The organism is Nocardia rosealba (assembly GCF_020216065.1).
Classification (GTDB): domain Bacteria; phylum Actinomycetota; class Actinomycetes; order Mycobacteriales; family Mycobacteriaceae; genus Nocardia; species Nocardia rosealba.
Genome location: NZ_JAIWNA010000008.1, coordinates 39,120 through 52,440, shown reverse-complemented (window position 1 = coordinate 52,440; position 13,321 = coordinate 39,120). Strand labels below are relative to the sequence as shown.

At 64.1% G+C, this 13,321-nt stretch carries 10 protein-coding genes; all 10 read left to right on the top strand.

Annotation, left to right across the window (positions count from 1 at the left end; all coding sequences use genetic code 11):
- Positions 1-10: 10 nt before the first annotated feature.
- The 10 genes from LDL21_RS24755 (at position 11) to LDL21_RS24710 (ending at position 13,311) form a co-directional block, all read left to right on the top strand.
- Positions 11-1,210, top strand: a complete 1,200-nt coding sequence (locus tag LDL21_RS24755) for a DUF7373 family lipoprotein (RefSeq protein WP_372462223.1) — start codon at positions 11-13, stop codon at positions 1,208-1,210.
- Entirely contained in the window at positions 1,207-2,442 is a 1,236-nt protein-coding gene (locus tag LDL21_RS24750) for a DUF7373 family lipoprotein (RefSeq protein ID WP_225281963.1), read from the top strand. The genes LDL21_RS24755 and LDL21_RS24750 overlap by 4 nt, the downstream gene beginning before the upstream one ends.
- A 76-nt stretch (positions 2,443-2,518) precedes the next feature.
- Positions 2,519-4,030 carry a serine/threonine-protein kinase gene (locus LDL21_RS24745; protein ID WP_225281962.1) on the top strand — a complete coding sequence of 504 codons (1,512 nt, stop codon included), beginning with the start codon at positions 2,519-2,521 and terminating at the stop codon, positions 4,028-4,030.
- 74 nt (positions 4,031-4,104) lie between these two features.
- Positions 4,105-5,322, top strand: coding sequence for a DUF7373 family lipoprotein (locus tag LDL21_RS24740; protein ID WP_225281961.1), 1,218 nt, complete (start codon positions 4,105-4,107; stop codon positions 5,320-5,322).
- Positions 5,322-6,518, top strand: coding sequence for a DUF7373 family lipoprotein (locus LDL21_RS24735; RefSeq protein ID WP_225281960.1), 1,197 nt, complete (start codon positions 5,322-5,324; stop codon positions 6,516-6,518). The genes LDL21_RS24740 and LDL21_RS24735 overlap by 1 nt, the downstream gene beginning before the upstream one ends.
- 220 nt (positions 6,519-6,738) lie before the next feature.
- Positions 6,739-7,878, top strand: coding sequence for a DUF7373 family lipoprotein (locus LDL21_RS24730; protein ID WP_220139712.1), 1,140 nt, complete (start codon positions 6,739-6,741; stop codon positions 7,876-7,878).
- 10 nt (positions 7,879-7,888) lie between these two features.
- A complete protein-coding gene (locus LDL21_RS24725; RefSeq protein ID WP_225281959.1) occupies positions 7,889-9,112 on the top strand; it encodes a DUF7373 family lipoprotein in 1,224 nt (407 codons plus the stop codon).
- 6 nt (positions 9,113-9,118) lie between these two features.
- Entirely contained in the window at positions 9,119-10,315 is a 1,197-nt protein-coding gene (locus tag LDL21_RS24720) for a DUF7373 family lipoprotein (protein WP_225281958.1), read from the top strand.
- A gap of 131 nt (positions 10,316-10,446) precedes the next feature.
- Complete coding sequence (locus tag LDL21_RS24715; protein ID WP_372462222.1) at positions 10,447-12,009, top strand: serine/threonine-protein kinase; 1,563 nt, start codon at positions 10,447-10,449, stop codon at positions 12,007-12,009.
- A 96-nt stretch (positions 12,010-12,105) separates the two neighbouring features.
- Positions 12,106-13,311, top strand: coding sequence for a DUF7373 family lipoprotein (locus LDL21_RS24710; RefSeq protein WP_225281957.1), 1,206 nt, complete (start codon positions 12,106-12,108; stop codon positions 13,309-13,311).
- Positions 13,312-13,321 lie beyond the last annotated feature (10 nt).

Here is a 13,321-nt window from a genome sequence, read left to right as displayed (position 1 = left end):
TCGGGGAGGAATGATCGCCGTGCCGTCGAGGAAACCGTCCTGCGCCGCACTGGCGACCGTCCTGCTCACCGGCCTGCTGGCGTGCGGTTCCGGGGAGGAACCGGCCTCGGCCAGTGATCCGCCGGTCGACCTGGCCACCCTCGATGTGGGCAACTACCCGACGCAGCCACGGGTGGTCGGCGCCGTCGCGAGCATGGATCAGGCCCGGTTCATCGAGGCCGAACGCCTCGGCGATCACGTCCCCGCCCCCGCCGATATCGATCCCCGGTTCATTCACACCAACCCGTCGATCGCCTCGGTGTTCATCGATCCCGGGGCCGCGCTCGGCAAGATCATGGCCGTCGACCGGTTCGGCGAGGTCGCTCCCGACTTCATCGGCGGATTCGTGAGTTCGGCCCAGACCGCGCCCGACAACCACGGCATCGACATGGTCAACGCCGTCATGATCTTCCCCGACGCGCAGAAGGCCACTGCCGCCGCGACCGCGCTCGAGCAACTCGACTTCGGCTACGCGCCCAACAATCAGCCGATCGAGATACCGGGATACCCTGCGGCGAAGGCACATTGGCAGCCCGACCAGCAGTCGATCGGATCGTGGTTCGCCACCGGGCATCTGGTGATCTACACCTGGTTCTACGACTATCTGAAGATCTGGCTCGGCAAGGTCGACAAGCAGGCCTTGCTCGAACTGACCCGCAAGAGTCTCGACACCATCGTGGCATCGGTCGCGAACTTCACTCCCACCGCCGATCTGATGACTCTGCAGCGTGACCGCGAAGGCATGCTCGGCCGCACCGCGCCCCGCCCGCGCGAGGATTCCTGGCTCAACCCGCCCGGCGTCTACGCGGGCCGCACCGCCCGCCATTTCACCTCCGACCCGGTGAGCACGACCGCGATGATCGCCGACAATGGCGTCGACCTGTACGCCAGTGACGGCGCCGACGTCTACCGGGCGCGCGATATCGCGGGCGCGCAGGCCGTGCGCGACGAATTGGGCGGTCTCACCCGCAAATTCACCGCCGCCGACCCACCGAAGAATCTCCCGAGCGCCAAATGCAAGGAATACATCGGTCGAAATCAGCGCTTCGCGATCCGCTTCTATTGCGCGGTCTCCTTCGACCGCTACGCCGCGTACGTGTGGTCCAACCAGCTCCTCGACGTGCAACAACGCGCCGCCGCCCAGTACGCCCTGCTGGTGAACGCGTCATGAGGATCCGCCGTTTCGCGATCGCCGTGTTCGCCGTCGTCCTCGCGGGCTGTGGTTCCGAGGTCACCGGTACCGCGCTGCCCGGCGAGATCGATATCCGCACCTTGGATGTCGGCAGCTTCCCCACCGAACCGGTGAACGCCCACGACGACGATCCCGTCCCCGACTTCTACGAGATGTACAACGTGGCCGGTATGCGTATCGCGAGTCACGTCATCGACGCCGCGGCCATCGATCCGCAGATGAAGTACGGCACCGGCGCCCGCGCCTTCTCCGACGGCACAACCCCGTGGGAGCTCGGCGATTACGACGTCGTCGAACCGATCGCCGAAAAGCACAAAATGCTCTACGGATTCCTGTCCACCGGCGCCTCGACCGACTCCACCGTGAGCTCGACCGGGTGGCCGTTCAAGGAACCGACGAACAGATTCACCGCCGCCACCATGGTGCTGCAATTCCCCGACGCCGCCCGTGCCACCGCCGCGGCCCAGGAATTCCACGACGCCGACCTCGCCTCCCACGAGGGCCGCAACCAGCCGGTCAGCATCCCCGGCTACCCCGCCGCCCGCTCCCACTGGCGCCCCGACTCGCCGTTCCTGCGTACCCTGCTCCCCCACGGCCCGTACGTGCTCGCGTTCCTGCTCTCGGTCGACAAACCCGACCTCGACGCCCTCACCACCCGGGCCGCCACCGCCTACGACAAGCAGATCGGCGCGCTGGCCGATGTCCCCGTCCTCACCGACGAAGAGGTCTACACCCTCCCGTTCGACCCCGATCACCTGCTGGTCCGCACCCTCAACCCCGACCAGTTCACCTTCCCCGAAGGCGACGGCACCCACACGGTCACCACCAGGGCCGGCGCCCTCCACTTCGCCGGCGCCCCCGGCGTCCCGCTCTCCCCCGAACGCGACCGCCTCGCCGAGCAATTCGCCGCGATGAACGCCGAACAGGTCGCCTTCTCGCACGGTTCGATGGCCATCCGCACCGCCGACCAGGCCTCGGCCCTGCGTGCGGTCACCGACAAGCTCCTCCCCAACCACGCCAAAGCCGACGCGGCGCCACCACCCAATCTGCCGCACGCGGCCTGCACCGAGAACCGAACCCTCGACGGGGCCAAGCGTTTCAGCTGTGTGGTGGCGTACAAGCAGTACGTGGGTGTCGTCGGCGGCAACCAGTTGCTCGACGCGCACCAGCGCGCGGCGGCGCAGTACGCGCTGTTCGCCAATACCCGATGACCGCCCCGCCCACGCCCGTTTCGCTATGCTCCGGCCCGAGCGGGACAGGATGCACCGAGTCAGGAGATCGTGAGATATGGCGATGAGCCCCGGCACCATCGTCGGCGGGTACCGGATCATCCGGAAGCTCGGCGCGGGCGGGATGGGCTCGGTCTATCTCGCGGCCCACCCCAGCCTGCCCCGCACCGACGCCCTGAAGATTCTCAGCGCCGAACTCAGCAACGACCCCGAGTTCCGTGCCCGCTTCGAGCGGGAGGCGAATCTGGCTGCCGGACTGGATCATCCGAATATCGTCTCGGTCTTCAACCGCGGCGAGGAACACGGCCAGCTGTGGATCGCCATGCAATTCGTCGAGGGCACCGACGCCGCCGCCGAACTCGCCCGCGACCCGCAGGCCATGACCCCGCTGCGCGCCCTGCGTATCACCACCGAGGTCGGCAAGGGCCTGGATTTCGCGCACCGGCGCGGCCTGCTCCATCGCGATGTCAAACCCGCGAACTTCCTGCTGTCGAGCAGCTACGGCGACGAAGAGCGCGTCCTGCTCACCGACTTCGGCGTCGCGAAGTCGACCGACGACGCCTCCGAACTCACCCAGACCGGCAACTTCCTCGCCACCATCGCCTACGCGCCACCGGAGCAGCTGTCGGGTGCGCACCTCGATCACCGCGCCGACGTCTACAGTCTCGCCTGCTCGTTCTTCAAGCTCCTCACCGGCCGAAACCCGTTCCCCGCAACGCAACCGGCCATGGTGATGATGGGTCACCTGCACGAACCGCCGCCGCGGCCGACCGCGGTGCGCCCCGGTCTGCCGCCCGCGATCGACCACGTCATCGCCCGCGCCATGGCCAAGAACCCGAACGAGCGGTTCGGCACCTGCCGCGAATTCACCGACGCCGCGACCGCCGCCCTGGTCCCCGGTTCGCACCCCACCGGCCACCACACCGCCCCCACCTACCCCGTGCAGGTGCCGCAACAGTGGTCACCCACGCCGACCGGCGCCGTCGCTCCCGCCCCCGCGAAATCCAAGAACAAACTGCTGCTCGCGGGCGCGTCGGTAGTGGCCGTCATCGCGGTCGCCGCCGGCATCGGTATCTGGGCCTCGAGCGGCGAATCCACCCCGCCCGGCCCCGCGCCCAGCACCACCGCCGCCCTGACCCCGCTGGAACAAGCCCGCAAGGACAACCCCGCCTTCACAGGCAAAACCGTCCTCATGGTCGACGTGGCCGCCGACGGCAAACTCGCCACCTACCTCGGCGGCACCCTCCCCACGAAATTCTTCGAAGACCTCGGCTTCGTCTACAACTTCAACTACACGAAAACCGGCGAAGAACCCTCCCCCCGCCCAGTCACCAGCACCACCGCCCGCTTCGACACCCCCGACGACAGCTACATCCTCGCGGTCCGCAGCGACGAAAAAGCAGGCGGCGGCGGCCTCCTCGGCCTCCCCTACCAACTCACCGGCTCCCGAGCCACCGTCATCCCCATCGACGACCCCCTCACCGTCACCGCCATCCGCTCCTGGACCACCACCTCCGACCAAACCCTCCTCTCCCGCCTCGTCCCCATCCTGAAAAACCGGGTGAAGTAGCTGTCGGCCGCAGACGCGGTAGCCTGTCGACCGGTTGTACGCCGCGATACGCGGTGATCGGTTGGAGGGGGAGCATGCGGCTCAAGCGATTCGCTGCGTTGACGGCGGTCCTGGTGCTCGGATCCGGTTGCGCGGCAACAGTATCCGGCCAAGCCACGCCGAGGATGACACCGGTCGACCTCGCGGCCCTGCAAACGGGCGCGATGGTCACCGAACCGACCGACTTCGAACTGAACTTCAGCTCGCACGCCGCACAGCGGGTCAGGCTGATCGAAGGGCGGCGGCTCCTCAACGTCCTGGTCCACCCGACCGACTTCGTGCCGACCCTGACCGAGTTGAGCTACACCAAGATCTTCGCCGACGCCGAAGAGATGACCAAGACCGGTGGACTTCCAGAGAAGTTCAAAGATGCTGTCACCACCAATGATCTGGTCGCCGGCGTCTGCACAACACGAACGAACGGCAGCAGCCGTGACTTCGAATCCCTGTTCGTCGGGATCCTGGAATTCGGCACAGAGCAGAACGCCGTCGCGGCCGCCGCCGCGATGTACGCCGTTGGACTCACGCAGGAGGACTCTCGGCAGCCGGTGGCGATTCCGAGCTACCCGGGCGCGCACGGCTCTGCTTCGGACAGCAGCGTCAACGCCTTCCAGCCGCACGGCCGATTCGTGATCGTCACCGCGATGCAGCCGGTAGCAGACCGCAACTCAACGGCCGACATGATCAAGAACGTGCTCGACAAGCAGATCGAGGCGCTGGACAAGTTCCAGGCCGTCGCTGCGGACGACCTGCTCGATCTGCCACTCGACCAGGATGGCATGGTTCGGCGCACGATGAGCAAGTCCCCGGTGGGAGACCCTTTTCAGATGGGCTTCCACAACGAGGATTTCGGCATATTCCTCCCGTCCGGGATCCTGCATTACGAGCGCAACCCCCACGAAACCCGCAAAGCGCTGGAAGACGCGGGGGTCGATCTCATCGGACGCCGCTACAGCACGGTCTACCGAGCCAGGGATGTCGAATCCGCCTTCTTGCTGCAAACCGCGCTCGCTCGGCGCGGCAAGCACGACACCGTTCTCGAGCCGCCGCCTGGCATCGCAGATGCTCAATGCGTGCGATTGGCCGAACCCGACAAGAATCGCAACTACAACGGTTTCTGCGTCCTGGTGTACGAACGGTATGTCGCCGTGGTGATGTCTCAGGCATCCCAGTTGAACAGCACGCAGCCGTTAGATCCGACATTGCAGGAACGCACAGCCGCGCAGTACGCGATTCTGGCGAAGAGCGAGTGATGAATATGCGAAAGCTCCGCGCGTACAGCGCCTTTTCGGCCCTGATTATCCTCTCGAGCGCCTGTGGAGGCTCATCGGAGCCCCTTGCTCCGACCGCACCCGAAGTGGATATCAGCAAGCTGAACTCCGGGAACTATCCGACGACGCCGGTCGATGTGGAGGCGACGAGACAGCCCCTTTCAGGGGCCGTTCGAGAATCCATCATGATCGGTGCCGCGTCGCCGATGCCATACGACTACGACCACCGATTCGTCTACAACCGGCTGCGGGTGAGCCGCGAAATCACCACAGGCAAACCACCGTGGTACCCGGGGACCGACTTCAAGGGCGCCGAGGAAACACTCGACGCCATCCCCGGTGTGGTAGCGGGCTGGCAGACCGCCGCCTCCCGCCGTGCCCACATCTATACCGGCCGCGAAATCGACACGATGGTGGTCCGGTACACCGACGACGACCACGCGCGGTTCGCCTACGAGGAATTGGCCAAGCGCACGAACGGTGTCCCAGGAGAAGTGCCCGGCTACCCGGATGCGCAGGTACGGGTCGCGATCACGAAGGACTCGTTCAGTACTCAATACATGCGCGCGTGGCTGGTTCGCGGCGACCTGCTCATCCACGCCGCTCTGAGCGACCCGGTCAGTGTGCCCTTCGACGCGGCAGCCAACGCCGACATCGTCAAACGCTTCTTCGACAAGCAATTGGCCATGCTCGAGTCCTACTCCCCCACCCCCGTGGCCGAGATCGACAAGGCCCCCTTGGACGTGGACGGTTTGCTCACCCGTACCCTGCCCGCCGAGAATGGACTCGCAGTCGGCCGCGTATATCCCAGGCAGGCCCTGCTGCACCTGGCAAATCGACCCGACAGAATGATGCCTGCCTTCGATGACGCCGGCGTCGACTACGCCGCTGCCGCAGGCGGCTCGGTGTATCGCACACGTGACGCGGCCGCAGCGGTCCGGTACCTGGCGGCAGAGGCCGCCGACATCGACGCCAGGTACGAACCGATGGACGCACCTGCCGAAATGCCCGGCGCGCGGTGTTACAAAGCCAAACCTGGTAAAGCGATGGCCATTGCTCTGCCGCCGACTTGTCTGACCACAGTGGGCCGATACGTTATCGGGTCGGTCGGAGCGAATCCACAGGACGCTCATCAGCGCCTCGCCGCTCAGTACAAGCTTCTTGCCGGATACCAGTGAGCCCAGCGTCTGACAAGGAAGTCATAACCGTCGGTGCGCTACTATGCCCGCGAACCAGATCACCGGGGACGAGGTGGGCCGACGAGCTCACGATCGGATCGAAGAGTTAGTTGGAGGGGGAGGCGTGAGGTTCTGCCGTGGCGCATCGATAACCCGTTTCGCAGTTCAGGCGGCAGTCGCCGGCGTCATCACTGCCACCGTCGCCGGGTGCGGCGGGCAGGTGTCCGGCTCAGCGACACGCGAGGCGCCTGACACCTCGGGTCTCGACTTCGGCAACTACCAGACCGAACCTCGGGTGGTCGGCAACGCCAAGAGTCTGACCCAGGCACGCGCGTGGGAGGCTCAGCGTCTAGCGGACTACGTGGCAGTCCCGTTCGAGGTCGATCCCGCGTACGTCCGTGACGCGCGATTCGATTCGTTCGTTCCCAGCACTCAAATCGTGCTGAACCGCAAGGGTCTCGGCGGGCTCATCGTCAACGACACCTTCGACGAGGTCGCCGAAGACCTCGTCGCCGGCTGGCTGAACTCGTGGGCCACCGCACTCGACGCCGAGAACAAGTCGCGCAAGCTGCATCTCTCGGTGCTGATGTTCCCCGACGCGAAAACCGCGGAGTCCGTGGGACCGACGCTCGAGCACGACGACTTCACCTTCAACGCCGAGAACGTGAAGGTGCCGATCACCAAGTACCCCAAGACTTTCGCGCATTGGCGCCCGTCGGTGTCCTCGATCGGTTCGTGGACCGTGCACGACCGCTACGTCATCTTCATGAAGATCGACGACGAGACGCGGGCACCGGACCTGCCGTGGCTCACGAGCCAGGTGGAGAAGACACTCGAGGTGCAGATCCCCCTGCTCGACAAGTTCGTGCCGACGCCCTCGGACAAACTAGAGCACGTCCCGCTCGACCCCACCGGACTGCTCGGCCGCACCCTGCCCTCGGATCCCGGCGCACCCGTACGCGCGCAGCCCGACGGGTATTCCACCGGCCGCGGCGCATTGAGCTTGTTCGCCGAACCGTCACCGGATGTGCTGGCCGATTTTGCCGAGCATCAGATCGACCTCATCACCTTCGGCGAGGCCGTCATCTTCCGTTCGACCACAGCGGCAGGCGCGAATGGCATGTACCAGGAGGCGATTGCCCCGGCGGACGACAAGCAAGAGGTCGAAACGCCCGAAAAGCTTCCCGTGCCCGTCAAGTGTTTCGCCAATACCTACAAAGACTCCGAGGGCCAGGTGAAACCCGTCGACCACATCTGCTACCTGCAGGTGGACCGCTACGCCGTGCAGGTTCGCAACAAGAACCTGCAGGACCTGCACCAGCAGACGACCGCGCAGTACATTCTGCTGGCCGCTCGATAAGGAATCCGCGATGAAGAATTCCCTGCGGCTTATCGGGCTGCTCACCGTACTGACTCTTGGATCAGGTTGTGCTTCAACGGTTTCCGGTCAGGCCAAGCCAGGCGTCACCCCCGTCGACATAGCCGCGTTGAAGACCGGCGCCCAGGTCGTCGAGCCCACTCCCTTCGAACTCAATTTCAGCTCGCATACGGCACAACGCATCAGGTTGATCGAGGGTCGGCAGCTGCTGAATCTTCTCGTCCACCCGATCGATTTCATGCCGAGCCTCACCGAACTGGACCACACCCGGATCTTCGCCGATTCGTCCGAGATGTCGAAGACCGGCGGACTGCCGAGCACTTTCAACGCGATCGTCGACCAGAACGACCTGGTGTCCGGGGTGTCGACAGTTCGGACCAACGGCAGTGCTCGCGCCACCGAGTCGATGTATGTGGGCGTGCTGCATTTCGGTACAGCCGAGAATGCCAAGAACGTCTCCACCGGGATGTTCGAAGTGAGTACGCGAGGGGAGCCACCCCGCCAGCCGATCGAAATTCCGGGCTACCCCCAGGCCAACGGCACCATCGGGACGGCAAGCGTCAATGCGTTCCAGGCGCACGGCCCGTTCGTGGTTGTCACCTCGATCCAGCAGCCCCAACCGGACCGCACCGCCTTGCCGCAGAAGATCCAGAAGGTGCTGGACGCCCAGATCAAAGCGCTGGACTCCTACAAGCCGGTTCCTGCCGACGACCTGCTCGACCTACCGTTGGATCAAGACGGCATCATGCGCCGGACCATGGGCAAATCGCCGGCCGGTGACCCGTTCGGCATGAGTTTCCATCAGGAAGATTTCGGCACCTTCCAACCCTCGGGCATCTTGCACTACGAACGCCATACTCTCGAGACCCGCAAGGCATTCGAAGCGGCGGGTGTCGATTTGGTCGGCCGCCGCTACAGCACCGTTTACCGCACGCGCGACGTCGAGTCCGCGTTCCTGCTACAGACCGCGCTGGCCCGACGTGGCAAAGAGGACGCCGTGCTGGATCCGCCGCCCGGCATTGCCGACGCCCAGTGCGTGCGGCTCTCGGATACCGACCCCAACCGTGGCTACAACGGCTTCTGTGTGCTGGTACACGGCCGTTACGTCGCGGTGGTGATGGCGATGGCGACTGCGTCTCGCACCGCACTGCAGGCCGATCCGGTGTTGCAGGAGCGGACCGCCGCGCAGTATCTGATCTTCGAGAAGAGCGAGTAGACGACTATGCGAAAGATCCGCGCCTACAGTACTTTTGTCGCCCTCGCTCTCGTCCTCAGCGGCTGTGGTGACGATCCGGAACCGACCGCACCGGCCGCACCCCAGGTGGATGTGGCGAAGCTGGATTCCGGCAATTACCCGACCGCACCCCTGGATGTCGAGACCACCCGCACCGCACAGTCCGGCGCACTGCGTGAATCCATCCGGATCGCCGCCGCCTCGCCGACGCCCTACGACTACGATCAGCGATTCGTCTATGCCGCGCGCCCCGGCCACGCCATTACGGTCGAAGCTCCGCCTTGGTATCCCGGTACCGATTTCGAGAACGGCAAAGACACTTTGGCCGCCATTCCCGGTGTGGTCGCGGGATGGGAGACCGCCGGGCAACGACGCGAAGAGTTCAGCGCCGGTCGCGAGATCGACACCATGGTCGTGCGTTATGAAACCACCGATCAGGCCCGCTTCGCCGCCGATGAAATCGCCAAGCGAACCAAGGGCGCGCCGGGACCCGTGATTCCCGATCATCCAGAAGTCCAGACCCGTGTCGATATCAACAAGGGTGCGTACACGACCCAGTACCTGCGCGCTTGGCTACTCCGGGGTGACCTGCTCATCCACGCGAGTCTGTCCGACCCCATCAGCGTTCCGTTCGACCCGGCGGCCGATGCTGACATCGTGAAACGCTTCTTCGACAAGCAACTCGAACTGCTCGAGTCGTACACACCCACGCCGGTAGCCGATTTCGGGAAACTACCGCTCGATGTCGACGGCCTCCTCGCCCACACTCTTCCGGCGAAAACGAAAGAAAGCGAGGGCGCGGCATTCCCGGTACAGGCAGTCCTGCATCTGGCTGGCTCGCGCCGCGACAAGCTGATAGCCGCCATCACCGATGCGGGTATCGATTACGCCGGCTTCGCCGGCGGATCGGTGTTCCGTGCGCGTGACGCCGATGCCGCCATCAGGTACATGGTCGCCGAAGCAACCGATTCGACGACCGAGGACCACATGAAGGTGGACGGGCCGGCCGATATGCCAGGCGCGGAGTGCTACAACGCCAAGCCCGAGGTGAAATATGCCTCCGACGCACCGCCGATGTGCATCACGACCATCGGTCGGTATGTCATCAAATCCGAGAGCATGAATCTGCAGGACGCCCAGCAACAGCTGGCCGCCCAGTACAAGCTCCTGCACGGTTTCAGCTGATGAATGCGTGGACGGTGCGGTAACGCGACACCTGTTAGATTGCCCTGGTTGGCACGTGCACTGCGGGGCGCGCGAAGGATGAGGAGATGCGAATGGCCTTGCGGCCCGGCGCAATTGTAGGTGGCTACCGAGTGATCAAGGTCCTCGGTGCCGGTGGCATGGGCACCGTCTACCTCGCCCAGAACCCCAGCCTGCCACGCCGCGACGCCCTCAAGGTGCTCAGCGGCGACTTGTCGACCGACTCCGAGTTCCGCGCCCGCTTCGAACGTGAGGCGAACCTGGCGGCCGGCCTGGACCATCCCAATATCGTCGCGGTGTACAACCGCGGTGACGAGGACGGTCAGCTATGGATCGCCATGCAGTACATCGACGGAACCGACGCCTCGGCCGAGGTCGCGAAGGGCCCGGCGCGGATGCCCGCCCACCGCGCGCTGCGCATCATCGGCGAAGTCGGCAAGGGTCTGGACTACGCCCACCGCCGCGGGCTACTGCACCGCGACATCAAGCCGGCCAACTTCCTCATCGCCGCCGCCGAGGACGGTGACGAGGAGCGTGTGCTGCTCACCGATTTCGGCGTCGCGAAGTCGTCGGACGACGGCCAGGAACTCACGTCCACCGGCAACATCATGGCCACCATCGCCTACGCTCCCCCCGAGCAGCTGATGGGTTCCAAACTCGACCACCGCGCCGACATCTACAGCCTCGGCTGCTCCCTCTACAAACTCCTCACCGGCCAAAACCCTTACCCGGCAACAGTGTCGGCCATGGTCATGATGGGCCACCTGCACGAACCACCGCCCCGGCCGACCGCCGTCCGCCCCGACCTCCCGCCCGCGATCGACCACGTCATCGCCAAGGTGATGGCCAAGGACCCCGCCCAGCGCTACAACACTTGCCGCGAATTCGTCCAGGACGCCCACACCGCCCTCTTCGGCGCCCCTATGCAGGCCCCTGCCTCGCAAGGCTTCCTCACGACGCCGAGCATGCCTACTGCTCACACCACCGGGCCCAGGACCATCGCCACCGAACCGGTCGGCCAGCAACGGTGGGCCACCGATCCCAGCCGCCCTATCGCTACGAGCACCGGCTACCACGGCAGTGTCCCGGAAAGCGACATCGTCACCGCACGCAACCCGCAATCATTGCGCTCTCCGAATCGAGCGCGAAAGTTCTTGCTGCCCGGCTTGATTGCGCTAATCGTCGCGGCACTGGTCGGAACCGGCGTGTTCGTGCTGACCCGACCGGACGGCACACAGACCGCCGGCGATCCGATGAGCGAAGCCAGGGCCCAGAACCCCGAGTTCAGCGGAAAAACCATCACGGCCTACAACTTCGGCAACTCCAGTCTCTCGGTCGTTCTCAACCCGAGTGACCAGTGGAAGTTCCTGCGGGACCTGGACTTCGATTACAACTCGGAGTTCAAAGCCGTCGGCGACGAAAAGTCGCCGAGGGCCCTCTCCGTGGGCGACTACAACGTGAAGAACAGCACCGACATCGTGCTGATTTTCCGCACCGACAGTCAAGCCGGAAACGGCGGGTTCCGGGGTCTGCCGTATTCGCTCACCAGCGGCAACGGAAAAACTGTCATCATCGATGATCCGGCCACCGTCCAAGCCTTCCAGGTCTGGAGCGCCCAGTCACAAAAGATTCTCATCGATAAGCTGGTCCCAGAAATTGACAAGGCGATCGGCTAGCATGCCAATTCATAATTCCAGGGCAGCGATTGCGAGAAATCTGAACATCGCCGCCACGCCACTCTATTAGGTGGTCTCAGAGCGTAGGGGGGTTCTATGAGGTTGAAAGCACGACTGCTGGCGGTGGCGGCAGCCGGTATCGTCGCCGCTACCAGCTGTGGGTCGGAGACAGCCGGAACTGCGCTGCCCGGTATGTCGGTTGTCGACATCACAAAGCTCGAGTTAGGCGCTTTCTCACCGGACGCTACAGCCTATCGCTTCGATGACTTCTCGACGCCCGCAGACGTACGCAGGCTCGAATCCAAGCGGATGCTGAATTACATCGTCTCTCCAACAGATGTGAACCCGGAGATAAGTAAGCTCGTCGGCGTCTACACTTTTGCCACAGCCGATGATCCGTTCACGTTGGCGGTGATGCCGGAGTCATATCGTCCGGCAATGATCGAAAACCAGCTGCTCGCCGGCGCGTACGTTGCCAGAACAAACGACACACCTCGAAGCCTCGAGAAGATCCTTCTGTTCGTACTGAGGTTTCCAACCGACGAGGCTGCGCAAAAGGCGTCTGAGCAGATGAACGATATCGCCCGGAAAGAGCAGACCAATATCTTCACGATCGACGGGCATCCATCCGCTCGTGCTTCCTCGAAAGACTGGTCGGCAGGGATCGCCACGGTCCCGATGGGGCCGTTGCTACTGATCGCGAACTATGGCGGCCCCAAACCGAATGAGTCCCAGTTGAAGGCTGATCTCAAGAAGACACTGGATTTGCAGCTCGCAAAATTGGCCGACCTGAAACCCACACCATTCGAAGATATTCTCGATCGACCTGTCGACCAAGACGGCATTATGCGCCGCGCCATTCCTGCAGCCCAGGACTACTCCGACCCGTTCTCTTCCAACCTGGACTTTTCCGTTTACCAGCCGTCTGGCCACCTGCATTATGAACGACATCCCGTACTTCTCCAACAGGCTTTCGCCGACGCAGAGGTCGATTTGATCGGTAGACGGGCTGGGATCGTTTACCGTACAAAAGACCTATCGAGCGCGTTTCGCCTCCAGAACGCGCTGGTCGGTCTCGACAAGAACGATAAAGAAATCTCTGGGCCTCCAGGCTTGGCCGACGCTCGCTGTATTCAACTGTACGAGGCAGACCCGATTCGCAAGTACGACCTGCTCTGTGCAGTAGTTCGCGGTCGCTATGTCGGTGTCGTCGTGTCGAGGTCCAAACTTGGTCTGACAGTTGATCCAGCACTTCACGAGCGCGCATCGGCGCAATACGCCGTCCTCACGAATAGCGAATAGAGGAAGAAGT

Bases quoted from the DNA above. Each gene is read 5' to 3' on its own strand.
- LDL21_RS24755 (WP_372462223.1), top strand. From the start codon at position 11: ATGATCGCCGTGCCGTCGAGGAAACCGTCCTGCGCCGCACTGGCGACC.
- LDL21_RS24750 (WP_225281963.1), top strand. From the start codon at position 1,207: ATGAGGATCCGCCGTTTCGCGATCGCCGTGTTCGCCGTCGTCCTCGCG.
- LDL21_RS24745 (WP_225281962.1), top strand. From the start codon at position 2,519: ATGGCGATGAGCCCCGGCACCATCGTCGGCGGGTACCGGATCATCCGG.
- LDL21_RS24740 (WP_225281961.1), top strand. From the start codon at position 4,105: ATGCGGCTCAAGCGATTCGCTGCGTTGACGGCGGTCCTGGTGCTCGGA.
- LDL21_RS24735 (WP_225281960.1), top strand. From the start codon at position 5,322: ATGAATATGCGAAAGCTCCGCGCGTACAGCGCCTTTTCGGCCCTGATT.
- LDL21_RS24725 (WP_225281959.1), top strand. From the start codon at position 7,889: ATGAAGAATTCCCTGCGGCTTATCGGGCTGCTCACCGTACTGACTCTT.
- LDL21_RS24720 (WP_225281958.1), top strand. From the start codon at position 9,119: ATGCGAAAGATCCGCGCCTACAGTACTTTTGTCGCCCTCGCTCTCGTC.
- LDL21_RS24710 (WP_225281957.1), top strand. From the start codon at position 12,106: ATGAGGTTGAAAGCACGACTGCTGGCGGTGGCGGCAGCCGGTATCGTC.